This is a genomic window from Nocardioides flavus (ex Wang et al. 2016) (assembly GCF_014653115.1).
GTDB classification, from domain to species: domain Bacteria; phylum Actinomycetota; class Actinomycetes; order Propionibacteriales; family Nocardioidaceae; genus Nocardioides; species Nocardioides flavus.
Genome location: NZ_BNAD01000017.1, coordinates 1 through 21,259, shown reverse-complemented (window position 1 = coordinate 21,259; position 21,259 = coordinate 1). Strand labels below are relative to the sequence as shown.

The window sequence follows — 21,259 nt, the reverse complement described above, 5'->3', positions numbered from 1 at the left end:
GTGACTTCGGAGCAGGTGTGGCTGGCGGCAGCCGTCCTCGGGGCCGTCCTGGCAGCCGGGGCGGCGCTTCTGGTGGCTGCGCGCGCCCGCAGCCACGCCCGACGCGCCGAGACCACCGCGGCCGCCCTCGCCGAGCGCGTCGCCCTCCTCGAGTCCTCGGCGGCCGGCCGGCGGCCGGTCGACGACGAGCCCGCGGCCGTCGACGCCGCCGTCGACACCTACGTCATCACAGGCGTACGGCTCGACGACCGCGACGAGCCGGCCGTGCCCGCCGCATCCCACGCAGCACCCATCGACGGGCGCCTCTTCACCGACATCGTGGCCCGCGAGACGGTCGTCAAGGCCGCCTCGTGGACCCACGGGCTGCGCCGCGCCCTGTCCCCGGCGAGCCGCAACCGGATCCGGTTCGAGGTCCGCCAGGAGACCCGTCGCGCCGGCCGCGAGCGCCGCGCGGAGACCAAGCAGGCGCTGCGGGAGTTCCGGGCGCGTGAGCGCGCAGCCCTGCGGGAGGACGTCGCCTGATGGGTCGCCCACTCTGGTTCGTCGCCGGGGCGGGGGTCGGGGTGTACGCCGCCGCCCGCGCCCGCCGTGCCGCCGAGTCGCTCACCGCCGAGGGGATGCGCGACCGCGTCCGCGGCTGGCAGCACGGTGCGCGCCTGTTCGCCGAGGAGGTCCACCAGGGCCGCGTCGAGCGCGAGACCGAGTTGCGCGAGCAGCTGGGCCTGAGGCCTGCTCCCAGCACAGATGGCCTCCCTGAACTGACCACGAGCAGCACCGAGACGAAGGACCACTGATGGACACCGCCGAGATCCGCCGCCGCTTCCTCGCGCACTTCGAGGCCGCCGGACACGCCGTGGTGCCTTCCGCCTCGCTGCTCGCCGACGACCCCAACCTGCTCTTCGTCCCGGCCGGCATGGTGCCGTTCAAGCCCTACTTCCTCGGCCAGGAGACCCCGCCGTACGCCCGGGCGACCAGCATCCAGAAGTGCGTGCGCACCCCCGACATCGAGGACGTCGGCAAGACCACGCGGCACGGCACCTTCTTCGAGATGTGCGGCAACTTCTCCTTCGGCGACTACTTCAAGGAAGGCGCCATCGAGCTGGCGTGGGACCTGATCACGAAGTCGCAGGCCGACGGCGGCTTCGGGATGGACGAGTCGCGCCTCTACCCGTCGGTGCTCGCCGGCGACGAGGAGGCCGTCGAGCTCTGGACGAAGGTCACCGGCCTGCCGCGCGAGCGGATCGTCCAGCTCGGTCCCAAGGAGAACTACTGGTCGATGGGCGTCCCCGGCCCCGGCGGCCCGTGCTCGGAGATCCTCTACGACCGCGGTCCCGAGTGGGGACCCGACTTCGACCCCGCCACGCTCGGTCCGGACATGCCGGTCGAGCTCGAGGACCGGCTGCTGGAGTTCTGGAACCTCGTCTTCATGCAGGACGAGCTGAGCGCCGTGCGCTCGAAGTCCGACTTCGACATCGCCGGCTCGCTGCCGAAGAAGAACATCGACACGGGCATGGGCCTCGACCGGGTCGCGTTCCTGCTCCAGGGCAAGAACAACATGTACGAGATCGACGTCATGTTCCCCGTGATCGAGCGGGCCGAGCAGCTCACCGGCAAGCGCTACGGCGCCGACCCGGCCGACGACGTCCGCTTCCGCGTGGTCGCCGACCACGTGCGCTCCTCGATGATGCTCATCGGCGACGGCGTCACCCCCGGCAACGACGGGCGCGGCTACGTCCTGCGCCGCCTGCTGCGCCGCGCCGTACGGTCCATGCGCCTGCTCGGCTGCGACGACCGCGTCCTGCCCGAGCTCATGCCGGTCTCCCGCGACAAGATGGGGGAGACCTACGACAACCTCCTCAGCGACTGGCCGCGGATCTCGCAGGTCGCCTTCGCCGAGGAGGACGCCTTCCGCAAGACCCTGCAGGCCGGCACGCAGATCTTCGACCTCGCGGCCGGCGAGGTGAAGTCGTCCGGCGGGTCCACCCTGTCGGGCGAGCGCGCGTTCGCGCTGCACGACACCTACGGCTTCCCGATCGACCTGACGCTCGAGATGGCGGCCGAGCAGGGCCTGGCCGTCGACGAGCAGGGCTTCCGCGGCCTGATGGCCGAGCAGCGCGAGCGCGCCAAGGCCGACGCCCGCGCCAAGAAGGGCGCCCACGGCGACACCGCGGCCTACCGCGGGGTCTTCGACGAGCACGGCCCGACCGAGTGGCTGGCCTACGAGACGCTCGAGACCGAGTCGCGGCCGCTGGCGCTGCTCAGCGGCGGCGCACCCGTCGCGCGGCTGGCCGAGGGCGAGGTCGGCGAGCTCGTCCTCGACCGCACCCCGTTCTACGCCGAGTCCGGTGGCCAGGCCGCCGACGCGGGCACGATCGTCTTCGACGGCGGCCGGCTCGAGGTGCTCGACGTCCAGCGCCCGATCAAGGGCCTCGTCGTGCACCAGGTCCGGGTGCTCGAGGGCGAGCTGGAGGCGGGCCGCGAGGTCCACGCCAGCGTCGACCCCGAGTGGCGCACCGGTGCCCGCCAGGCCCACTCCGGCACCCACGTCGTGCACGCGGCGCTGCGCGAGGTGCTCGGCCCGACGGCGCTGCAGTCCGGCTCCTACAACCGGCCCGGCTACCTCCGCCTCGACTTCGGGTGGACGCAGGCGCTGAGCCCCGCGCAGGTGCGCGACATCGAGCTGGTCTCCCAGCAGGCGCTTCGCGCGGACCTCCCGGTGTCGTGGGACTACATGACGCTCGAGCAGGCCAAGGAGTGGGGCGCGATCGCCCTCTTCGGCGAGACCTACGACAACACCAAGGTGCGCGTCGTCGAGATCGGCGGCCCCTGGTCGCGCGAGCTCTGCGGTGGCACCCACGTCGAGCACTCGTCCCAGATCGGCACGGTCGTCGTCACGGGAGAGACCAGCGTCGGCTCGGGCAACCGGCGCATCGAGGCGCTCACCGGCGTCGAGGGCTTCGGCTACCTCGCCCGCGAGCGCGACGTGGTCGCCCAGCTCACCGGCCTGCTCAAGACCCAGCCCGACGACCTGGTCAGCCGCGTCCAGGGCCTCACCGAGCGGCTCAAGGCCGCCGAGAAGGAGCTGGAGAAGGCGCGCCTGGCCCAGCTCCTCGGGGCGAGCGCCGACCTCGCGGCCGGCGCCACCCAGGTCGGTCCGGTGAAGCTCGTGGCACACCGGGCGGACGGTGCGGGCGGCGGCGACGTGCGCAACCTCGCGATGGACGTGCGCGGCCGGCTCCCGCAGGGCGAGCCCGGCGTCGTCGTCATCATCGGGCAGGCCGACGGCAAGGTCTCGGTCGTGGCCGCCACCAACGACGAGGCGCGCGCCCGCGGGCTGTCGGCCGGCGAGCTCGTACGCGCCGTCGGTCCGCTGCTCGGCGGCAAGGGCGGCGGCAAGGACGACGTCGCCCAGGGCGGCGGCACCGACGCCTCGCGCATCGACGAGGCGCTGGCGCTGGTCGGGCGCGAGGTCGCTGCGAGGGTCCAGGCCTGAGCATGCGGTTCGGAGTGCGGCTCGGCATCGACCCGGGGGACGCCCGGATCGGTGTCGCGAGCAGCGACCCGACCGGCTTCCTGGCGACCCCGGTCGAGACCGTGCGCACGGGCAAGGGCGACGTACGCCGCATCGCGCAGCTCGCGGCCGAGCTCGAGGCGGTCGAGGTGGTGGTCGGCCTGCCGCGCTCCCTCAACGGCTCGGAGGGGCCCGCCGCGGAGAAGGCGCGGGCCCTCGCGGCGCGGCTGGCTCGCCGGGTTGCCCCCGTACCCGTCAGACTGTGTGATGAACGACTGACCACGGTGTCGGCCGAGTCGATCCTGCGCGATCAGGGACGGCGCGGGGCCAAGCGGCGGGCCGTGGTGGACCAGGCCGCCGCAGTGCTGATCCTGCAGACCGCGCTCGACACCGAGCGGTCCAGCGGGCAGGCACCCGGAGAGGTCGTCGAGGTGACCGAGACAGGTGATGGAGACACATGAGTGAGCGCGAGGTCCACACGGACGAGCTCGGGGACGACCTGAGGGACGAGGACTACGAGTACGTCCCGGGAGGCAGGCGGCGCAAGGGCCGCGGCCTCAAGGGCTGCGTCGCCGTCCTGGTCGCGCTCGTCGTGCTGCTCGGCGGCTTCTACGTCGCGCTGACGCAGGGCGTCTCGTGGGTCGCCGACCAGTTCCAGGGCCCGGAGGACTACCCCGGCCCGGGCACCGGCTCGGTGGAGTTCACCGTCAACGAGGGCGACACCGTCGCCCAGATCGGGCGCAACCTCAAGGCGGAGGGCGTCACGCTGTCCGTGCAGGCCTTCATCGACGCCGCCGCGGGCGAGCCCGACTCGGACGGCATCCAGGTCGGCGCCTACGAGCTTCAGAAGGAGATGCGCGCCGCCGACGCGCTCGAGGTCCTCATCGACCCCGACAACCTCATCGGATTCCCGACCGTGACCGTTCCCGAGGGCCTCAGGGTCACCGAGATCGTCGCGACGCTGGCCGAGAACACCGACTTCCCCGCGCAGGCGTGGAACCGGGCGCTCCAGCAGCCCGACCGGATCGGCCTGCCCGACTACGCCGAGGGCAACGCCGAGGGATACCTGTTCCCCGCGACCTACGAGGTCAAGCCGGGCATGAAGCCGGTGCGGATCCTCAGGATGATGGTCGACCGCTGGCGCCAGGCGGCCGACGAGGCCGGGCTGGAGGAGAAGGCCGCCGAGCTCGGCAAGACGCCCGGTGAGCTGATGATCATCGCCTCGCTCATCGAGGCCGAGGGCCGCGGCGACGACATGCCCAAGATCGCGCGCGTCATCTACAACCGCCTCGACGGCCCCGGCGACAAGGGCGGCACCAACGGCACCCTCGGCATCGACGCCTCGATCGCCTACGGGCTCGGACTGTCGCCCGGCTCGACGGAGCTGACCCCCGAGCAGCTCGCCGAGGACACGCCCTACAACACGCGCCTCAACGCCGGTCTGCCCCCGACGCCGATCGAGGCTCCCGGCGACGACGCCATCGAGGCAGCAGCCAACCCGGCTGAGGGGCCCTGGTACTACTACGTCACGGTCAACCTGGAGACGGGCGAGACGAAGTTCTACGAGGACTACGACGACTTCCTGGTCGGCCGCGACGAGTACAAGGCCTACTGCGAGACCTCGGACCGGTGCTGAACCGGCGCTGCGGCGTGCTGGGCGACCCGATCGCCCACTCGCTGTCGCCGGTGCTGCACCGCGCGGCCTACGCCGAGCTCGGGCTCGGCTGGACGTACGACGCGCACCGCGTGCCGTCGGGAGGGCTGGAGGCATTCATGTCCGGGCTCGGGCCGGAGTGGCGCGGACTGTCGTTGACGATGCCGCTCAAGCGTGAGGCGCTGGCGCAGCTCGATCGGCACAGCGACCGCCTCACCGACCGGGCCCGGCTGGCGGGCGCGGTCAACACGCTCGTCCTGGAGGACGACGGCTCCCGCGTCGGCGACAACACCGACCTTCCCGGGGCGGCTGCCGCGATCCGGGAGCGTACGTCCGCCCCACTGGGCTCCGCGGTCGTCCTCGGCGGCGGCGCGACGGCGACCTCCGTCGGGCTGGCGTTGGCCGACCTCGGCGTCCGGTCGGTCGAGCTCCTGGTGCGTGACGAGTCGCGGGCGGGGGAGACCGTCGCCGCGCTGCGGGCGCACCCGGCGGGGGTGGACGTACGGACCTCGGCGCTGGACGCCACCGACGGGGTCCGCGCCGACGTCGTGGTCTCGACAGTGCCCGCCTCGGCGCAGACGACGGCCCTGGTCGAGCGCTGCGCGGCGGTGCCGGTGGTCTTCGAGGTGCTGTACGACCCCTGGCCGACGCCGCTGGCGGCCTCCGCCCTCGACACCGGCCGTACGCTCGTCGGCGGGCTCGACCTCCTCGTCCACCAGGCGGCGCTCCAGGTCGAGCTGTTCACCGGGAGTCCGGCCCCCCTCGACGTGATGCGCGATGCCGGCGAACGCGCCCTTGCGGACCGCGCGACGGCTTGAATGCTGCCGTGGACGAATCCCTGACCGCCGCCCTCGTCGCGGCGCTGCTCGCCGGCCTCGGCGGTCTCCTGGTGCCCCGGCTGGTCGCGCGGGTCCCCGAGCCCGCCCAGACGGCGAGCGACGTCCCCGACGACGAGCCGCCCAAGACGGCGTACGCCGTGATCGCCGCCCGGCCCGGGCTGGGTCTGCGCAGCGCCCTCGCGTCGGCGGTGGCGGGCGGGCTCCTCGGCGCGGCCACCGGGCTCGGCTGGCCCCTGCTGTGGCTGGTGCCGCTGGTCCCGGTCGCCGTCGCGCTGTCGGTGATCGACTGGCACACCCGGCTGCTGCCGCGGGTGATCGTGGTCCCCGCGACGCTCGCCGCGATCCTCGTGGTGGGCGTGGTCGGGCTGGCGACCGACCAGCGTGAGGCACTCGTCCGGGCGCTGGTGGCGATGGTCGTGGCGCGCTCGTTCTTCTGGGTGCTGTGGTTCGTCCGCTCGGCCGGCATGGGCTTCGGCGACGTCCGGCTCGCGGCCCCGGTCGGCCTGGTGCTCGGCTGGGCGGGCTGGGGAGAGCTGGCCGTCGGCCTGTGGGCGGGCTTCCTCCTCTTCGCGGTCCCGGCGCTGGCGGTGATCGTCGCGCGCCGCGACCGGAGCCTGCTCAAGAGGTCGTTCCCCTTCGGGCCGTTCATGGTCGGTGGTGCCCTCGTGGGTCTCGTCTGGGGGACTGCGATCGCCGGCCGGGTCTGGGGCTGAGAGACTCCTCCCATGCTCCGATGGCTCACAGCAGGCGAGTCCCACGGTCCCTCGCTGGTGGCGATCCTCGAGGGGCTGCCCGCCCACGTCCGCGTCACGACCGACGACCTCGCCGACTCGCTGGCCCGGCGCCGGCTCGGCCACGGCCGCGGCGCGCGGATGAAGTTCGAGGCCGACCAGGTCCGCGTGCTCGGCGGCGTCCGCCACGGCGAGACCCAGGGTGGCCCGGTCGCGATCGAGGTCGGCAACACCGAGTGGCCCAAGTGGGAGAAGGTCATGTCGGCCGACCCCGTGGACCCGGTCGAGCTCGAGGCGCTGGCCCGCAACGCCCCGCTCACGCGGCCCCGTCCCGGCCACGCCGACCTCGTCGGCATGCAGAAGTACGCCTTCGACGAGGCCAGGCCGATCCTCGAGCGCGCCTCCGCCCGCGAGACCGCGGCCCGCGTGGCGCTCGGCCGGGTGGCGTCCAACTTCCTCGAGCAGGCCGTCGGCGCCACCATCGTGTCCCACGTCGTCTCCATCGGCGGCGTGAAGGCCCCCGCCGGCTCGGTGCCGACCATCGACGACCTCCAGCGCCTCGACGAGGACCCGGTGCGGGTGCTCGACCCCGAGGCCAGCCGGGCGATCGTCGAGCGGATCGACCGTGCGCACAAGGACGGCGACACCCTCGGCGGGGTCGTCGAGGTCGTCGTGCACGGCCTGCCGCCGGGCCTGGGCTCGCACGTCCACTGGGACCGTCGCCTCGACGCCCGGCTGGCCGGAGCGCTGATGGGCATCCAGGCGATCAAGGGCGTCGAGGTCGGTGACGGCTTCGAGCTCGCCGACACCCCCGGCTCGCAGGCGCACGACGAGATCGTGCCCACCGACGAGGGCCTGCGGCGCACGTCGGGTCGCTCCGGCGGCACCGAGGGCGGCATGTCGACCGGGGAAGTGCTGCGCGTGCGCGCGGCGATGAAGCCGATCGCGACCGTCCCCAAGGCGCTGCGCACCGTCGACGTGGCGACCGGTGAGGCCACGGTCGCCCACCACCAGCGTTCCGACGTGTGTGCCGTCCCCGCGGCCGGGATCGTCGCCGAGGCGATGGTCGCCCTCGTGCTGGCGGACGCGGTGGTGGAGAAGTTCGGCGGTGACTCCATGCAGGAGACGCGGCGCAACGCCGAGGCCTACCTCGACACCCTGCGACACCGATGACGGGGCACCGCTGATGGCGCCCCGCGTGGTGCTGGTCGGCCCGATGGGCGCCGGCAAGACGACCGTGGCCGGCCTGCTCGGCGAGGCGTGGGGCGTGCCGGTGCGTGACACCGACGCCGACATCGAGGCGAGCACCGGTCGCGAGATCTCCGACATCTTCGTGGAGTCCGGCGAGGAGCACTTCCGTGACCTCGAGGCCGCTGCCGTCGCCGCGGCGCTCGCCGAGCACGACGGCGTCCTCGCCCTCGGCGGCGGCGCCGTGCTGCGCTCCGCGACGCGCGAGCTGCTCGCTGACGTGCCTGTCGTGTTCCTGCGGGTGGGGCTCTCCGACGCGGTCAAGCGAGTGGGCCTCGGTGTCGGGCGCCCGCTGCTGCTGGGCAACGTCCGGTCGCGGATCAAAGCGCTGCTCGACGAGCGCACCCCGGTCTACGAGTCGGTCGCGACCCACGTCGTCGAGACCGACGGCCGGCTGCCGCTCGAGGTGGCAGCGGACATCCAGGAGCTGCTGCGGTGAGCGCCCCCCGCCCGGCCACCGTCCTGCCCGTCCGCGGGACGTCCCCCTACGACGTGGTCGTCGGCCACGGGCTGACCGACCGGCTGCCGGCGCTGCTCGGCGAGTCGGTGGAGCGTGTGGCCGTGCTGTACGCCGGGTCGCTGGGCGAGCTGGCCGACCCGATCGTCGACGCCCTCGTCGAGCACTACGACGTGCTCGCCCTCGGCCTGCCCGACGGCGAGCGGGCCAAGACCGCACCCGTCGCCGCCGACTGTTGGGAGGCACTCGGCGAGGCCGGCTTCACCCGGTCCGACGCGGTCGTGACCATCGGCGGGGGAGCGACCACCGACCTGGGCGGGTTCGTGGCCGCGACCTGGCTGCGCGGCGTACGGGTGGTGCACGTGCCGACCACGCTGCTGGCGATGGTGGACGCCGCCGTCGGTGGCAAGACCGGCATCAACACCGGTGCCGGGAAGAACCTCGTCGGGTCCTTCCACGAGCCGGCCGGCGTGCTGTGCGACCTGTCGCTCCTCGCCTCGCTGCCCCGCGCCGAGCTCGTCGCCGGACTGGGCGAGGTCGTGAAGTGCGGCTTCATCGCCGACCCGACGATCCTCGAGGTCGTCGAGCGCAGCGACCCCGCCGCGCTGACCCACGACTCCCCGGAGCTGCGCGAGCTCGTCGAGCGCGCGATCCGGGTCAAGGTCGACGTGGTCGTCGACGACCTCAGGGAGACCGGCGGTGTCGGCGGGCACCCCGGCCGCGAGGTCCTCAACTACGGCCACACCCTCGCCCACGCGATCGAGCGCACCAGCGACTACACCGTCCGCCACGGCGAGGCCGTCGCGATCGGGTGCGTCTTCGTCGCCGAGCTGGCGGCCCGGGCCGGCTCGCTCGACCCGGCACTCGTGGAGCGGCACCGGTCGGCGCTGTCGCGCGTCGGGCTGCCCACGGCGTACGACGCGGAGTCGATGGGAGGTGCGTCGTTCGAGGACCTGCACGCGGCGATGAAGGTCGACAAGAAGGCCCGCGGCTCGCAGCTGCGGTTCGTGGTGCTCGACGCCCTCGCCACGCCGCGGATCCTCGCGGGCCCGGGCGAGGACGACCTGCGCGCGGCGTTCGCCGCGGTAGCCTCCGCCGGGTGACTGAGGCTTCGGGGGACGACACGACTGTCAGCGAGACGACCGTCAGCGACTCCGGGGGCACGATGACCCGGCTCGCGGGAGCGGCGTCGGCCAGACCGGTCGACCTCGAGGTGCTGGAGGCGCAGCGTTCGGTCGGTGCCGACGACGGGTGGCGCCCCGACGGCACGGCTCCCTTCCTCGGGCACGGTGACGTGCTGCTGTGGCGCTACGGACCGCGGCTCGAGCCCGTACGGGTGGTCCGCGACGACGAGCGCGGCCTCGTGGTCTGGCTCGCGGAGGACACCGAGGTCGTCACCTGGGTGCCCGCGGACGGTCGCCAGCTCCGGGAGATCCCGCTGGCCGAGCGGTTCGTCGCGCAGGCCCGTACGGCTGTCGGTCGCTGGCGTGGCAGCGGGATCCTCCGCATCGCCCCGGCCGGACGTCCATGGTCGGTGTGGCTCTTCTGGGAGGACGACGGGACCTTCGCCGGCCACTACGTCAACCTCGAGCTGCCCCACCGACGGCGGGGCGCCGAGACCGCGACCCGTGACCTCGTGCTCGACCTGTGGCGCGACCCCGACGGCGAGCTGTGGCTCAAGGACGCCGACGAGCTCGAGGCGTCCGTCGACTGCGGTCGCTACTCCCGCGAGCTGGCGGACGAGGTCCGGGCGGCGGCCGAGTGGGCACGGGAGGAGCTGGTCGCAGGCGCTGACTGGCCGCTCGACGAGGAATGGACGCGGTGGCGGCCTCCCGCCGACTGGTCGGTACCGGCGCTCCCGGACAGCGACGAGGTGCGGGCCGCCCGCGCCACTACGCTGCCGTCATGACTGGCGGAACCCGGGTCCTCGTCCTCAACGGCCCCAACCTCGGGCGGCTCGGGCGTCGCCAGCCGGAGATCTACGGCTCGACCACCCACGCCGAGCTCGCCCACCGGTGCGTCGAGTGGGGGCACGACCTCGGGCTCGCGGTCGAGGTGCGCCAGACCAACCACGAGGGCGACCTGCTCGACTGGCTCAACACCGCGGCAGACGACGGCATCGCCGTCGTCCTCAACGCCGGCGCCTGGACGCACTACTCGCTCGCCCTGTGGGACGCGTGCGCCCAGCTCACCGCGCCGCTGGTCGAGGTGCACATCTCGGACCCGAAGCAGCGCGCCGAGGAGTTCCGCCACACCTCCGTCGTCGAGCCGCACGCGGTGGCGACGATCGCAGGGCGGGGGATCGACGGCTACCGCCAGGCGCTGGAGCTCCTCGCGCGACCCTGATTGGATCGTCACGTGCTGCCCTTCCGACAGGTCGACGTCTTCAGCGCCGAGCCGTGGCTCGGCAACCCGCTCGCGGTCGTCCACGACGCCGACGGGCTGACCGACGAGCAGATGGCCCGCTTCGCGCGCTGGACCAACCTCTCCGAGACGACGTTCCTGTCCGCGCCGACGGACCCGGCGGCCGACTACCGCGTCCGCATCTGGACCACCACCGGCGAGCTGCCCTTCGCCGGGCACCCGACCATCGGCAGCGCGCACGCCTGGCTCGAGGCCGGGGGAGTGCCCGGGGGCGAACGGGTCGTGCAGGAGTGCGGTGCCGGCCTGGTCGACGTACGCCGCTCACCCGGGCTCGGGTTCGCCGCGCCGCCGCTGCGGCGCTCGGGCCCCGTCGACGCCGAGCTGCGCGTCCGCATCGTGCGGGCGCTGGGCGTCACCGACTCCGCGGTCGAGGACATGGCCTGGATCGACAACGGTCCCGGCTGGGTCGGCGTCGACCTGGGCTCGGCCGAGTCAGTCCTGGCCGTGGAGCCCGACATCGCCGCCTTCACCGACCTCAAGGTGACGGTCCTCGGCCGCTGGGACGCCGCCACCGCCGCCGGGCTGGGCGCCGACGTGGAGGTGCGCGCGTTCTTCGCCGACGGACGGGAGTTCATGGAGGACCCGGTCACCGGGTCGGCCAACGCGGGGCTCGCCCAGTGGCTCATCGGCACGGGCGCGCTGCCGCCGGCGTACACGTCGCGCCAGGGCAGCGTCATCGGACGGGAAGGGCGCGTACGCCTCGAGTCGGTCGGCGCACAGGTGTGGGTGTCGGGCGACGCGGTGACCCGCATCGTCGGCGAGGTCGACCTCCGGCGCGCCTGAGTCCCGCCGCAGCCGCCCACCGGTCCAGACATGCGTGGTAATACCGATGCCGGCTGTCGCACCGTGCCGTCACACTCGGGACAGGCGGCGACGAGGTGGTCGGTGCCGGGGAGGAAAGCATGAGGAGCGTCGTGAGCAGGAGCGCCCACGCCGACCAGCTCGAGGCGGAAGTACGCGACGCCGGCTGCTGCGTCGCGACCGACCGCTGCTGGGCGTGCGAGGTCAAGCTGGGCGAGGTGCGCGCGGCGCGCCGGGACGCGCTGCTGCACCGTCTCGCGACCGTACGGCCACGGCGGTCGGTCCGGTGATCGTGTGGGGCCGGACCGCGCGGGCTCAGCCCAGCGAGCCGAGCCAGTCGGCGATCGGGACGTCGCCCTTGCCGAAGACGAGGGTCCGCCGCGCGGCACGCTCGTCGGCGAGCACGGCCGCGGCGACCTGGGCCACGAGCTCGCGCGGGGACTCGTCACCGTCGCGCGAGGTGGCCGCAGGGTTGACCTTGCCGTCGGAGGGCTCGGTGGTCAGCGCACCGGGTCCGAGGATCGTCCAGCCGAGGTCGGTGCCGCGCAGGTGCTCGTCGGCCGCGATCTTGGCGTCCTGGTAGCGCCGGAACGGGTCGTCCTCCGCCACCAGGTGGTCGGTCGACGCGCCGGAGAAGGACACCATGACGTAGCGGGCGACCCCGGCCGCGACTGCTGCGTCCATCGAGCGGATCGCGGCGTCCCGGTCGACCGCGTCGGTGCGCTTGGGGTCGCCGCCGCCGGCACCGGCGGACCACACGACCGCGTCCGAGCCGCGCAGCAGGTCGGTGAGGTCGGCGAGGTCGGCGTCCTCGACGGACGAGACCACCGCGGTGGCGCCGGTCGCCTCGACGTCGGCGACGTGGTCCGGGTTGCGGATCACGGACCGGACCTCGTGGCCGGCCTCGACGAGCAGGGGAGCGAGCAGGAGGGCCACCTTGCCGTGGCCGCCGAAGATCGTGGTGCGCATGGCGCCGACGCTAGCGCGGCTACGGTGAGGCGGTGCAGACGTCGACCCACCGCCTCACCATCGGGAAGACGGAGGTCCGCAAGGAGTACGCACCGGTGGCGCCCGCTCCGTTGACGGCGGCACAGACCGCTGCGCTCGGGTCCGCCCTGCGCCGGCTGTACGGCGTGCCGCTCGACGCGGTGGCGGACGCGGGGATCGGTGGTCGCGGGTTCTCCCCGCACGAGCACGCCGCGCTGATGGTGGAGTGGCTGGGCCGAGAGGTCGACCTCGGCCCGTGCCGCGACCCCGCGCTGGTCTCGGAGGCGCTCGAGGTCGCCCGGGCCCTCGTCGCCGACCCGCGGCTGCCAGAGCCGCACCTGACCTGCCTCGGGATCGCCGACCTGAATCCCGCCAACGTCCTGTGGGACGGGCGCTGCGTGCGGCTCGTGGACTTCGAGGACGCCGGCCTCAGCGACCCGGCGTACGAGCTGGCCGACCACCTCGAGCACCTCGGCAGCCGCCTGCCCGGCGTCTACGACGTCCGCGCACTGCCCGACGCGGTCGGCCTGGACGACGAGGCACGAGAGCGGATGGAGGCCTACCGGCCGCTGTGGGCGGCGTTCTGGCTGGCGATGCTGCTGCCCGGCAACCGGGCGTGGCGCAGGAACCCGCCGGGGACGACCGAGGAGCACGCCGTGCATTTCATGGGGCTCGTGGCTCGCGACTAGACTCGCCTGTCGGCGCAGGCTTCCCAGCCGGCTCCCGCTCATCCTTGACAACTCGACGAAGGCGGACAGAGAGCACATGGCAACCACCAACGACCTCAAGAACGGCATGGTCCTCAGGATCGAGGGTCAGCTCTGGGCCGTCGTCGAGTTCCAGCACGTGAAGCCCGGCAAGGGCCCGGCCTTCGTGCGCACCAAGCTCCGCAACGTCGAGTCGGGCAAGAACGTCGACAAGACCTTCAACGCCGGCACCAAGGTCGAGACGGCCAACGTCGACAAGCGCACCATGCAGTACCTCTACAACGATGGTTCGTCCTACGTCTTCATGGACACCACCACCTACGAGCAGCTCGAGGTCGCTCCCGAGGTCGTCGGCGACGCGAAGAACTTCATGCTGGAGAACCAGGAGGCGATCGTCGCCACCAACGACGGCCGCGTGCTGTTCATCGAGCTGCCCGCCTCCGTCGAGCTGCTGATCGCCGAGACCGAGCCCGGTCTGCAGGGCGACCGCTCCACCGGCGGCACCAAGCCCGCGACGCTCGAGACCGGCCACACCATCGCGGTCCCGCTCTTCATCACCACCGGCGAGAAGGTCAAGGTCGACACGCGCGACTCGTCCTACCTCGGCCGCGTCAAGGCCTGACGCAGACGTGGCTGCCCGTTCCAAGGCCCGCAAGCGCGCGCTGGACATCCTGTTCGCCTCCGAGCTGCGCTCGGAGGACCCGGTCGAGGCGCTCGAGCGCGCCATCGCGGCCGGAGAGGGCCCGACCAACGACTACACCACCACCCTGGTCAGGGGCGTGGTCGAGCACCGCGAGCGCATCGACGAGGTGCTCACGACCTACAGCAAGGGCTGGACCCTGGCCCGCATGCCTGCGGTCGACCGCAACGTGCTCCGCATCGGCGTCTACGAGCTGCTCTGGGGCGACTCCGACGTGCCGGAGACGGTGGCGGTCAGCGAGGCGCTGCACCTCGTGCAGGACCTCTCCACCGACGACTCCCCGGCCTTCGTCAACGGTCTCCTGGGCTCCATCCAGCGCGACCGCGCCACCTTGGTCTGAAGGGTGGTCCGATTCACTGCGAGCCCGGCCCACCCCGAGGGGTCGGCCGGGCTCGCGGCATCTCCCGCGAGGTCCTAGGTTGACCCCATGAACGCCTCCAACACCGCCGAGCAGGCCCACGAGAGCGACTGGCTCGACCACGCGATCCGCGCTGGCCTGGTGGCGTACGGCGTGGTGCACCTGTTGATCGCGTGGCTGGCCATCCAGCTCGCCTTCGGTGAGAAGGAGGACTCGGCCTCCAACACCGGTGCGCTCCAGTACCTTGCCGAGCAGTCGCTCGGCGGCGTCCTGGTGTGGCTGGTCGCGATCGGCATGTTCCTGCTCGTAGTGTGGCGCCTGCTCGAGTTCGCGTTCGGCTACCGCGAGGAGTCCGACGACGCGAAGCGATGGCGCAAGCGCGCCACCTCGCTCGGCAAGGCCGTCATCTACGGCGCCATCGGGTGGAGCGCGGTGCAGACCGCCACCGGCTCCGGAGGAGGCAAGGGCGGCACCGACTCCACCACTGCCAAGCTCATGCAGCTCCCCGGCGGGCAGCTCATCGTGGGAGCGGTGGGGCTCGCGATCATCGGCTACGGAGGCTCGCTCGTCTACCGCGGGTGGACCGAGAAGTTCCGCGAGCACCTCGACGCCCAGGGACAGTCCGGCAAGGACGGCTCGGCGTACGTCAAGCTCGGCAAGGCCGGCTACATCGCCAAGGGTGTCTCGATCGCCCTCGTGGGTGCTCTCTTCGGCTACGCCGCGATCACGCACGACCCGAAGAAGTCCGGCGGACTCGACCAGGCACTGCAGACCGTGCTGGAGCAGCCGTTCGGCCAGGTGCTGCTCGTCGCGATCGGGTTGGGGATCGCCGCCTACGGCGTCTTCTGCTTCGCGCGCGCCAAGCACCTGTCGCGCTAGCGGCTGCGCGCCACCCCGGCCGGGGCGCCCGCGGCGAGGGCGAGCGCGGTGGCGACCATGTGGTCGCGCACCTGCTCCGGCGTGATCCGGCTGATCCGGGGGACTCCCGGCTCCTCCTCGGCCACCAGCATCGCCACCCGGCCGAGCTGGAGGGTGCCGAGGCCGCTGGCGTACAGCATGTTCGCGAGGAGCTCGGGGTCCTCGACGCGGAAGTCGCCGCTGCCTGCGCCCGAGGTGATGGTGCGGGTCAGCACCGACAGGCAGCCGCTGATCGCCTGGCCGAGCCGGTACATCGCGGACTCGCTGACCTCCTCGAGGAGGTCGCCGCCGGGACGGCGCATGATCGATTGCGCGCAGTCGACGAACGCAGGGTGCGTCAGGCCGTAGTCGACGAAGGCCTCCACGAGGCGTACGAGCTGCTCGCGTGGCTCGTCGGTCGTGGCGGCCGCGTCCTGGAGCGCCACCCGCAGCTCGTCGAGGTACTGCACCAGCGTCAGGCTGAACAGCTCCTCCTTGCCGGTGAAGTGCCGGTAGATGATGGCCCGGTTGACGCCGACGGCCTTCGCGATGTCCTCGATCTGGGCGTCGCGGATGCCCCGCTCGTCGAACAGCCGACGGGTGGCCGAGATGATCTCCGCCTCGCGCGCCCGGCGACGCGCGGCCGCGGTCCCGCCGCGTCCGGGGGTCGCTGCGGGCGGGGGGGCGGTGGTCATGACCGCCAGTCTAGGGAGAGGCCCGCCAGGAGACTGTGTGTGGTTCGATGCGGGCATGCTGCTTGCCCGGGCCCGCCGTGCGTCGTCCCTGGCCGTGCTCGCCCTGGTCGTCAGCTCCCTCGTCGCCGGGGTCCTCGCCACGGTCCTCGCGCCAGCGCCCGCTTCGGCGTCGGTCCCGGCCGGCGCGGCCGCGGACCGGTTCACCGGCACCGTGCGGCTGCCCGGCTGCTCGGGAGCCCTCGTGCGGTGGCCCGCGGCGCTCGACACGGACCGGGCGGTGGTCATCACGAACGGCCACTGCGTGCGGCAGCCCTTCCTCGGGGCGCGGGAGGTCCTCGTCGACGAGAGGCGGTGGACGCGCATCGAGCTGCTCGACGGCATCGGTGCTGTCGCCCGCACCGTCCGGGGGGTCCGGCTGGACTACGCGTCGATGTACCGCACGGACCTGGCGGTGCTGTCGTTGCGGGAGACGTACGCCGACCTCGCGCGGACCGGCGTCTTCCCGCTCTCACTGGCCGAGCGGGGACCGTCGCGCGGGGACCGGGTGCGGATCCCGTCCGGCTACTGGACCGAGCAGCGGACCTGCACGACCCGCGGCACGGCGTACCGGCTCCACGAACGGTCGTGGGACTGGTGGCGCTCCATCCGCCTCCCGGTCAGGGACGGCTGCTCGATCCGCGGTGGCTACTCCGGGTCGCCGATCGTGTCCCGGACCACCGGCCTCGTCGTCGGCATCGCCAACACCGCCTACATCGGCGGGCGCCGTTGCATCGACTCCGCGTGCGAGGAGGACCGGCGCGGACGGGTGCGGACGGTGCCCCACATGAGCTACGGGCAGCAGACCTCGTGGTTGCTGGGGTGCCTCGACGGCGGTCGGGCCTTCGACCTGGACACGCCGGGGTGCCGGCTGGCGCGCCCGCGCCGCTGATCGTCAGCCCGTCGCGTGCGAGCGCACGGTCGCGATCGTGTCGGCCTCGTGGGGCGCCTTGTCGTCGCGGTAGCGCAGGACCCGCGCGAACCGGAGGGCGACGCCGCCGGGGTAGCGCGTGGAGCGCTGCAGGCCGTCGAAGGCGATCTCGACGACCTGCTCGGGACGCACGTGGACGACGTGGCCCTCGCGGTGCGTCTCGAGGCCGAGGAAGCGCTCGGTCTGCCAGGTGAGCATCTCGTCCGACATCCCCTTGAACGTCTTGCCGAGCATCACGAAGCCGGTCGGGGACGAGTCGTCGCGTGCGCCGAGGTGGATGTTGGAGAGCCAGCCCTCGCGTCGACCCGAGCCCCACTCGACGGCGAGCACGACGAGGTCGAGGGTGTGGACCGGCTTGACCTTGACCCACGCCGAGCCGCGACGGCCGGCGGCATAGGGGGCGGACAGGTCCTTGAGGACGACGCCCTCGTGGCCGGCGGCGACGGTCTCGGTGGCGAACGCGTCGGCGGCGGCCGGGTCGGCGGTGACGAGTCGGCGGACCCGGTGCTGCTCGGGCACCAGGGCGTCGAGCGCGGCGAGCCGCTCATGGCCGGGGGAGTCGAGCAGGTCGCGCCCGTCGAGGTGGAGCAGGTCGAAGAAGTGTGGCGTGACGGCTCTCTGCCCATCCCTGGCGGTCTGCTGCGCGGTGCGGCTGGCCGTGTCCTGGAAGGGCACCGGGCGGCCGTCGTCGCCCAGGGTGAGGGCCTCGCCGTCGAGGACGAAGCGGTGGGCCGGGAGGGACCGGGCCACGTCGACCACCTCGGGCAGCCGGCCCGTGATGTCGTCGAGGGAACGGGTCACGACCAGCACCTGGTCGTCGTGGCGGTGGACCTGGATCCGGATGCCGTCGAGCTTGGCGTCGATGGCGACCTCGGTGCCACCCTCGCCGGAGAGGTCGGCCATCGCTGTGGCCACGTCGGGCGCACTCGAGGCGAGCATCGGCAGGACCGGACGGCCGACCTCGAGCCCGATCGCGGCCAGCGCCTCCTCGCCCGCGAATGCGGCTCCCGCTGCCGCGACGGTGGAGCCCGCGAGCATGGCGGCGCGGCGTACGGCGGCGAGCGGCACCTCCGCCACCAGGGCCACGGCCTCCTGCGTCACCGCGTCGAGCGCACCCTGGCGCACATTGCCGGTGACGACGGCCTGCAGCCACCGCTGCTCGGCGGCGGTGGCACGGCCGAACAGGTCGGCCACCGCTTCCTTGCGGGCGTTCTGCGACCCGGGGCCGGACAGCCGCGACATCGCCTCGAAGGCCTCGTGGACCTCGAGCACCGTGAGCGACGGCTGGTCGGCGGGTGCCGGCAGGTCGCTCACGCCGCGCCAGCCGAGGCCCGTACGCCGCTGGCGCAGCGCCCCGCCGAGGTAGGACACCACGACCTCGAGCTCGGCGGGCTCGACCCGGCCGAGCAGCTCGGCGAGCAGGACGACCTTGGCCTTGCGGGACCGGGTGGCGGAGACCTCGGCGGAGGTGGCGACGAGCTCGGCGAGCAGCATGCGTCCATCCTGCCGCGCCCCACTGACACCGACGCCACCCGAAGAGGCAGGATGGCTCCGTGACCGATCCCCGGCTCTACGTGCCGCGCTTCAACGTGATGGACCCCGACGACGTCCGTCCCTTCGTCGCCTCCGTGGCGACGGCACAGCTGGTCACCGTGGGCCACGACGGCCTCCCGGACGCGACGTTCCTCCCCGTGCTCTGGGAGGGGGACCGGCTCGTCGGGCACCTCGCGCGGGCCAACCCCCACTGGCGGCGGATCGTCGACGGCTCGCACGCGCTGGCGGTCGTCACCGGCCCGGACACCTACGTCTCGCCGTCCTGGTACGCGTCGAAGACCGAGCACGGCAAGGTCGTGCCGACGTGGAACTACTCCGTCGTCCACCTCCGCGGTGCCGTCACCGTCCACGACGACCCCGACTGGGTGCGGGGGCTGGTCACGCGGCTCACCGACCACCACGAGCAGCCGCGGGCGGAGCCGTGGGCGGTGGCCGACGCGCCCGCCGACTACGTCGAGAAGAACCTCCGCCCGATCGTCGGCGTCGAGCTGCTCGTCGGGTCGGTCGAGGCCAAGGCCAAGCACAGCCAGAACCGTTCCGCCGCGGACCGCGCGGGTGTCGCGGCCGGGCTGGCGGCGGACGGCCGCGACCCCCACGGACTCGTTGCCCCGTGACCTGCGTCCGCGAGAGCTTCACCGGGCGCATCGCCGGGGTCGGCAGCACCAGCGGCGTGCGGCTCGTCGTCGGCCGCTGGGACGCGTCCCCGTGGGGCGCCTTCGCCGACGTGATGGTCGAGGACGCCGCTGGCCACCGGGTGCTGCTCGCACCCGACGAGCGCGTGCGCGACTTCGTCGCCGCGACCTACTCCTTCGACGAGCACGTCCTCGGGCCTGTGGTCGTCTCCGACACCGCGGACGGCTGGCAGGTCTCGACGCCCTCGCTCGACCTCCGGCTGGGCTTCGGACGTCGTACGCCGCTCGGCGCGGTGCTCGGCCTCGTGCCGGAGCGCGTCGCCACCTCACCCGCCTGGTGTGGGCTCGTCGACCCGGTCGCGCGGGTCGTGGTGCGAGGCGTGCGGACCCGCGGGACCGCCGGCAACGACCGCCGCGAGTGGTACGGCGCGACTTCTGTGCATGCCGTCAGCGCGCTGTCGGGTGAGTGGCGCGGGAGGGACCTTGGGTCGCTCGCGCCGGTCGACCCGCCGTGCCGCTTCGGGTTCTCGAGCACGCCGAAGCGCCCGTCCGTCACGAGCGTGGTGACGACGATCGAGCGACCGGCGTAGTCGACCGCCTCGTCGTGCTGGCGCTCAGGCGGCGAGGGTGAGTTCCTGTGCGAGGCGGAGCTCGGCGGGGGAGAGATCGGGTGGTCTGCACCCGGGTGGAGGTGGAGCGGTCGACCGGTGAAGGCGCAGGTGCTCGGTCACGCCGTGCACCTCGTGAGGACCGGTGTCGGGCGTCGCCACCCACGAGGTCCAGCCCGGAGCCTCCTTGGCGTAGTTGCAGCGCTCGCAGAGCCCCTGCCCGTTGCGGGCGCTGGTGGGACCACCGTCGCTCTCACGCACGACGTGGTCGTGGTGGCGGATGGCGGTGTTGCACCCGGGCGTGCGGCACAGGCCGCCGTCTCGCAGGTCGATGAGCTCGGCCAGAGCGGGAGGGAAGACCCGGCTGCGCGACTCCAACGCGACCAGGTCACCCTCGCGCGGGCGGACGAACAGGCGCCGGAGGGTGGCCTTGGCGGTCGACGACGCCTCGCGGACCAGGCGGGTGCACAGGCCGGCCGGCAGCCAACCGATGCCGGCCACTTGCGCCGGCTGGTCGTCCGTGCCGAGCAGCGACTCGGCGGAGACGACGAGGTTGACGCGGACCGGGACCGGCACGACGGGGTCGTGGCCGGTGATGCGGTGGACGAGGGCATCCGAACGGACCTGGCCTCCGGTGCGCTCGTCGCCGGCCGCGCGCGCGGTCGCGGCGGCCTGGTCGAGGACCGTACGCACGGCGGCGAGGTGCTCGACAGCCACGACCGCGGTGATCCGGCCGGTGCCGTCGTCGAGCTGCCGGGTGGTCACGTGCCGGTCCGCGCGGGCTCGGAGGTGGCGACGGGTCTCTGCGTCAGCGGCGACGGTGAGGCAGGCGCGGCGCACGGCGCGACGGAGCTTCTCGTCGCCGACACCCGCGAGCGCGGCCGGATCTCCCGTCAGGTCTGCGTCGACTGTGGCCCGCTGCGCGGGCTCGAGGTGCGCGACCTCGCGGGCGACGGCGTACGCCTGGTCCTCCCGGATGTCGCCGCGACCCAACGCAGCGTGCACCCCGGGGAGGTCGTCGCGCAGCCGGCGGGACAGCAGGACGCGCTGCTCACCCTGGTAGGGGCTGGTGCGGGCTGCGAGCGCGACCTCCGCCCCGATCGACAGGGTCCGACGTGCACGTCGCCTGCCCTCGGTCGGGTCGTCCTCCACGACCTCGGCCGCGTCCGCGAAGGCGGCGGTCACGCGCACTTGCGCGGCGGCCGCTGCGCACTTGACCCGTTCCAGCGCCTCGAGCTGGTCCAGCAGCACAGAAGACAGGCCCGCGGCATCGAGAGTGGCGATCTCGTCGGCCAGGGCGTGCAGCTCCTCCGCGGACCAGGTGGGTGCGGGCGGAGGCGTGTCCGGGGTCTGGATCACCTGGGGCGAACTCAACCGGTTGTTGCAACTCGATCGTGAGTGAGAGGTTGCGGCGCGTGCCGGGTGTGAGGTTGACCGCGGATCAGCGGTTGGTGATTGAGCGGGCGTACATGGCGGGGTTGCCGCAGGC

The 21,259-nt window shown here is 73.2% G+C and carries 25 protein-coding genes; 21 read left to right on the top strand and 4 right to left on the bottom strand.

All coding sequences use genetic code 11. The annotated features are described in order from the left end of the window. The 14 genes from IE200_RS18445 (at window position 1) to IE200_RS18380 (ending at window position 11,955) form a co-directional block, all read left to right on the top strand. The gene (locus IE200_RS18445) at window positions 1–522 is read left to right on the top strand and encodes a hypothetical protein (protein WP_191280959.1); all 522 of its coding nucleotides are present in this window, start codon (window positions 1–3) and stop codon (window positions 520–522) included. Next, window positions 522–794, top strand: a complete 273-nt coding sequence (locus IE200_RS18440) for a DUF6167 family protein (RefSeq protein ID WP_191280958.1) — start codon at window positions 522–524, stop codon at window positions 792–794. Before IE200_RS18445 ends, IE200_RS18440 begins: the two co-directional genes overlap by 1 nt. Further along, window positions 794–3,493, top strand: coding sequence for an alanine--tRNA ligase (gene alaS, locus IE200_RS18435; RefSeq protein ID WP_191280957.1), 2,700 nt, complete (start codon window positions 794–796; stop codon window positions 3,491–3,493). Before IE200_RS18440 ends, alaS begins: the two co-directional genes overlap by 1 nt. Before the next feature lie 2 nt (window positions 3,494–3,495). Continuing rightward, the gene (gene ruvX / locus IE200_RS18430; RefSeq protein WP_191280956.1) at window positions 3,496–3,972 is read left to right on the top strand and encodes a Holliday junction resolvase RuvX; all 477 of its coding nucleotides are present in this window, start codon (window positions 3,496–3,498) and stop codon (window positions 3,970–3,972) included. Beyond that, a complete protein-coding gene (mltG, locus tag IE200_RS18425; RefSeq protein WP_191280955.1) occupies window positions 3,969–5,147 on the top strand; it encodes an endolytic transglycosylase MltG in 1,179 nt (392 codons plus the stop codon). The genes ruvX and mltG overlap by 4 nt, the downstream gene beginning before the upstream one ends. Further along, complete coding sequence (locus IE200_RS18420; protein ID WP_191280954.1) at window positions 5,141–5,983, top strand: shikimate dehydrogenase; 843 nt, start codon at window positions 5,141–5,143, stop codon at window positions 5,981–5,983. The genes mltG and IE200_RS18420 overlap by 7 nt, the downstream gene beginning before the upstream one ends. A gap of 8 nt (window positions 5,984–5,991) precedes the next feature. After that, window positions 5,992–6,717 (top strand): prepilin peptidase, encoded by a 726-nt coding sequence (locus IE200_RS18415; protein ID WP_191280953.1) that lies wholly within the window; start codon window positions 5,992–5,994, stop codon window positions 6,715–6,717. Window positions 6,718–6,729: 12 nt separating this feature from the next. After that, window positions 6,730–7,908: a chorismate synthase gene (gene aroC / locus IE200_RS18410; RefSeq protein ID WP_191280952.1), complete on the top strand. Its 1,179-nt coding sequence runs from the start codon at window positions 6,730–6,732 to the stop codon at window positions 7,906–7,908. 13 nt (window positions 7,909–7,921) lie between these two features. Next, entirely contained in the window at window positions 7,922–8,422 is a 501-nt protein-coding gene (locus IE200_RS18405; protein ID WP_191280951.1) for a shikimate kinase, read from the top strand. Beyond that, window positions 8,419–9,543, top strand: a complete 1,125-nt coding sequence (gene aroB / locus IE200_RS18400; protein WP_191280950.1) for a 3-dehydroquinate synthase — start codon at window positions 8,419–8,421, stop codon at window positions 9,541–9,543. Before IE200_RS18405 ends, aroB begins: the two co-directional genes overlap by 4 nt. Then, complete coding sequence (locus tag IE200_RS18395; RefSeq protein ID WP_191280949.1) at window positions 9,540–10,349, top strand: DUF402 domain-containing protein; 810 nt, start codon at window positions 9,540–9,542, stop codon at window positions 10,347–10,349. The genes aroB and IE200_RS18395 overlap by 4 nt, the downstream gene beginning before the upstream one ends. Next, the gene (locus IE200_RS18390; protein WP_191280948.1) at window positions 10,346–10,786 is read left to right on the top strand and encodes a type II 3-dehydroquinate dehydratase; all 441 of its coding nucleotides are present in this window, start codon (window positions 10,346–10,348) and stop codon (window positions 10,784–10,786) included. The genes IE200_RS18395 and IE200_RS18390 overlap by 4 nt, the downstream gene beginning before the upstream one ends. 12 nt (window positions 10,787–10,798) lie before the next feature. Then, a complete protein-coding gene (locus IE200_RS18385; RefSeq protein WP_191280947.1) occupies window positions 10,799–11,647 on the top strand; it encodes a PhzF family phenazine biosynthesis protein in 849 nt (282 codons plus the stop codon). Between the two features lie 119 nt (window positions 11,648–11,766). Further along, window positions 11,767–11,955, top strand: coding sequence for a hypothetical protein (locus tag IE200_RS18380; RefSeq protein ID WP_191280946.1), 189 nt, complete (start codon window positions 11,767–11,769; stop codon window positions 11,953–11,955). Between the two features lie 25 nt (window positions 11,956–11,980). Here IE200_RS18380 and IE200_RS18375 read toward each other — a convergent pair whose 3' ends face one another. Further along, window positions 11,981–12,634, bottom strand: a complete 654-nt coding sequence (locus IE200_RS18375; protein WP_191280945.1) for an NAD(P)H-binding protein — start codon at window positions 12,632–12,634, stop codon at window positions 11,981–11,983. Between the two features lie 32 nt (window positions 12,635–12,666). Between IE200_RS18375 and IE200_RS18370 the strand changes: the two genes are divergently transcribed. The 4 genes from IE200_RS18370 to IE200_RS18355 all read left to right on the top strand — a co-directional run bounded on the left by IE200_RS18370 (window position 12,667) and on the right by IE200_RS18355 (window position 15,296). Continuing rightward, window positions 12,667–13,341, top strand: a complete 675-nt coding sequence (locus tag IE200_RS18370; RefSeq protein WP_191280944.1) for an aminoglycoside phosphotransferase family protein — start codon at window positions 12,667–12,669, stop codon at window positions 13,339–13,341. A 76-nt stretch (window positions 13,342–13,417) separates the two neighbouring features. Then, window positions 13,418–13,981, top strand: coding sequence for an elongation factor P (efp, locus tag IE200_RS18365; protein ID WP_191280943.1), 564 nt, complete (start codon window positions 13,418–13,420; stop codon window positions 13,979–13,981). Between the two features lie 7 nt (window positions 13,982–13,988). Then, window positions 13,989–14,399, top strand: a complete 411-nt coding sequence (gene nusB, locus IE200_RS18360) for a transcription antitermination factor NusB (RefSeq protein ID WP_191280942.1) — start codon at window positions 13,989–13,991, stop codon at window positions 14,397–14,399. 87 nt (window positions 14,400–14,486) lie between these two features. After that, window positions 14,487–15,296 (top strand): DUF1206 domain-containing protein, encoded by an 810-nt coding sequence (locus IE200_RS18355; RefSeq protein ID WP_191280941.1) that lies wholly within the window; start codon window positions 14,487–14,489, stop codon window positions 15,294–15,296. Here the strand turns inward: IE200_RS18355 and IE200_RS18350 are convergent. After that, complete coding sequence (locus IE200_RS18350) at window positions 15,293–16,009, bottom strand: TetR/AcrR family transcriptional regulator (RefSeq protein WP_191280940.1); 717 nt, start codon at window positions 16,007–16,009, stop codon at window positions 15,293–15,295. The two genes, IE200_RS18355 and IE200_RS18350, sit on opposite strands and share 4 nt — an antisense overlap. A 55-nt stretch (window positions 16,010–16,064) precedes the next feature. Between IE200_RS18350 and IE200_RS18345 the strand changes: the two genes are divergently transcribed. After that, a complete protein-coding gene (locus tag IE200_RS18345; protein ID WP_191280939.1) occupies window positions 16,065–16,937 on the top strand; it encodes a S1 family peptidase in 873 nt (290 codons plus the stop codon). Between the two features lie 3 nt (window positions 16,938–16,940). Here the strand turns inward: IE200_RS18345 and IE200_RS18340 are convergent, their stop codons facing one another. Continuing rightward, on the bottom strand, window positions 16,941–18,470 hold the full coding sequence (locus IE200_RS18340) for an ATP-dependent DNA ligase (protein WP_191280938.1): 1,530 nt from the start codon (window positions 18,468–18,470) through the stop codon (window positions 16,941–16,943). 59 nt (window positions 18,471–18,529) lie between these two features. Here IE200_RS18340 and IE200_RS18335 point away from each other — a divergent pair, with 59 nt between their 5' ends. Beyond that, window positions 18,530–19,144 (top strand): FMN-binding negative transcriptional regulator, encoded by a 615-nt coding sequence (locus IE200_RS18335; protein ID WP_229856797.1) that lies wholly within the window; start codon window positions 18,530–18,532, stop codon window positions 19,142–19,144. Continuing rightward, window positions 19,141–19,752, top strand: coding sequence for a hypothetical protein (locus IE200_RS18330; protein WP_191280937.1), 612 nt, complete (start codon window positions 19,141–19,143; stop codon window positions 19,750–19,752). Before IE200_RS18335 ends, IE200_RS18330 begins: the two co-directional genes overlap by 4 nt. A 24-nt stretch (window positions 19,753–19,776) precedes the next feature. On the opposite strand, the gene IE200_RS18325 is transcribed toward IE200_RS18330, so the two are convergent. Next, window positions 19,777–21,129, bottom strand: a complete 1,353-nt coding sequence (locus IE200_RS18325) for an HNH endonuclease (RefSeq protein ID WP_191280936.1) — start codon at window positions 21,127–21,129, stop codon at window positions 19,777–19,779. Between the last annotated feature and the right edge of the window lie 130 nt (window positions 21,130–21,259).

Coding starts and splice junctions, on each gene's coding strand:
- IE200_RS18440 (WP_191280958.1), top strand. CDS start 522: ATGGGTCGCCCACTCTGGTTCGTCGCCGGGGCGGGGGTCGGGGTGTAC.
- alaS (WP_191280957.1), top strand. CDS start 794: ATGGACACCGCCGAGATCCGCCGCCGCTTCCTCGCGCACTTCGAGGCC.
- ruvX (WP_191280956.1), top strand. CDS start 3,496: ATGCGGTTCGGAGTGCGGCTCGGCATCGACCCGGGGGACGCCCGGATC.
- mltG (WP_191280955.1), top strand. CDS start 3,969: ATGAGTGAGCGCGAGGTCCACACGGACGAGCTCGGGGACGACCTGAGG.
- aroC (WP_191280952.1), top strand. CDS start 6,730: ATGCTCCGATGGCTCACAGCAGGCGAGTCCCACGGTCCCTCGCTGGTG.
- IE200_RS18405 (WP_191280951.1), top strand. CDS start 7,922: ATGGCGCCCCGCGTGGTGCTGGTCGGCCCGATGGGCGCCGGCAAGACG.
- IE200_RS18390 (WP_191280948.1), top strand. CDS start 10,346: ATGACTGGCGGAACCCGGGTCCTCGTCCTCAACGGCCCCAACCTCGGG.
- IE200_RS18380 (WP_191280946.1), top strand. CDS start 11,767: ATGAGGAGCGTCGTGAGCAGGAGCGCCCACGCCGACCAGCTCGAGGCG.
- IE200_RS18375 (WP_191280945.1), bottom strand. CDS start 12,634: ATGCGCACCACGATCTTCGGCGGCCACGGCAAGGTGGCCCTCCTGCTC.
- efp (WP_191280943.1), top strand. CDS start 13,418: ATGGCAACCACCAACGACCTCAAGAACGGCATGGTCCTCAGGATCGAG.
- IE200_RS18355 (WP_191280941.1), top strand. CDS start 14,487: ATGAACGCCTCCAACACCGCCGAGCAGGCCCACGAGAGCGACTGGCTC.
- IE200_RS18350 (WP_191280940.1), bottom strand. CDS start 16,009: ATGACCACCGCCCCCCCGCCCGCAGCGACCCCCGGACGCGGCGGGACC.
- IE200_RS18345 (WP_191280939.1), top strand. CDS start 16,065: ATGCTGCTTGCCCGGGCCCGCCGTGCGTCGTCCCTGGCCGTGCTCGCC.
- IE200_RS18340 (WP_191280938.1), bottom strand. CDS start 18,470: ATGCTGCTCGCCGAGCTCGTCGCCACCTCCGCCGAGGTCTCCGCCACC.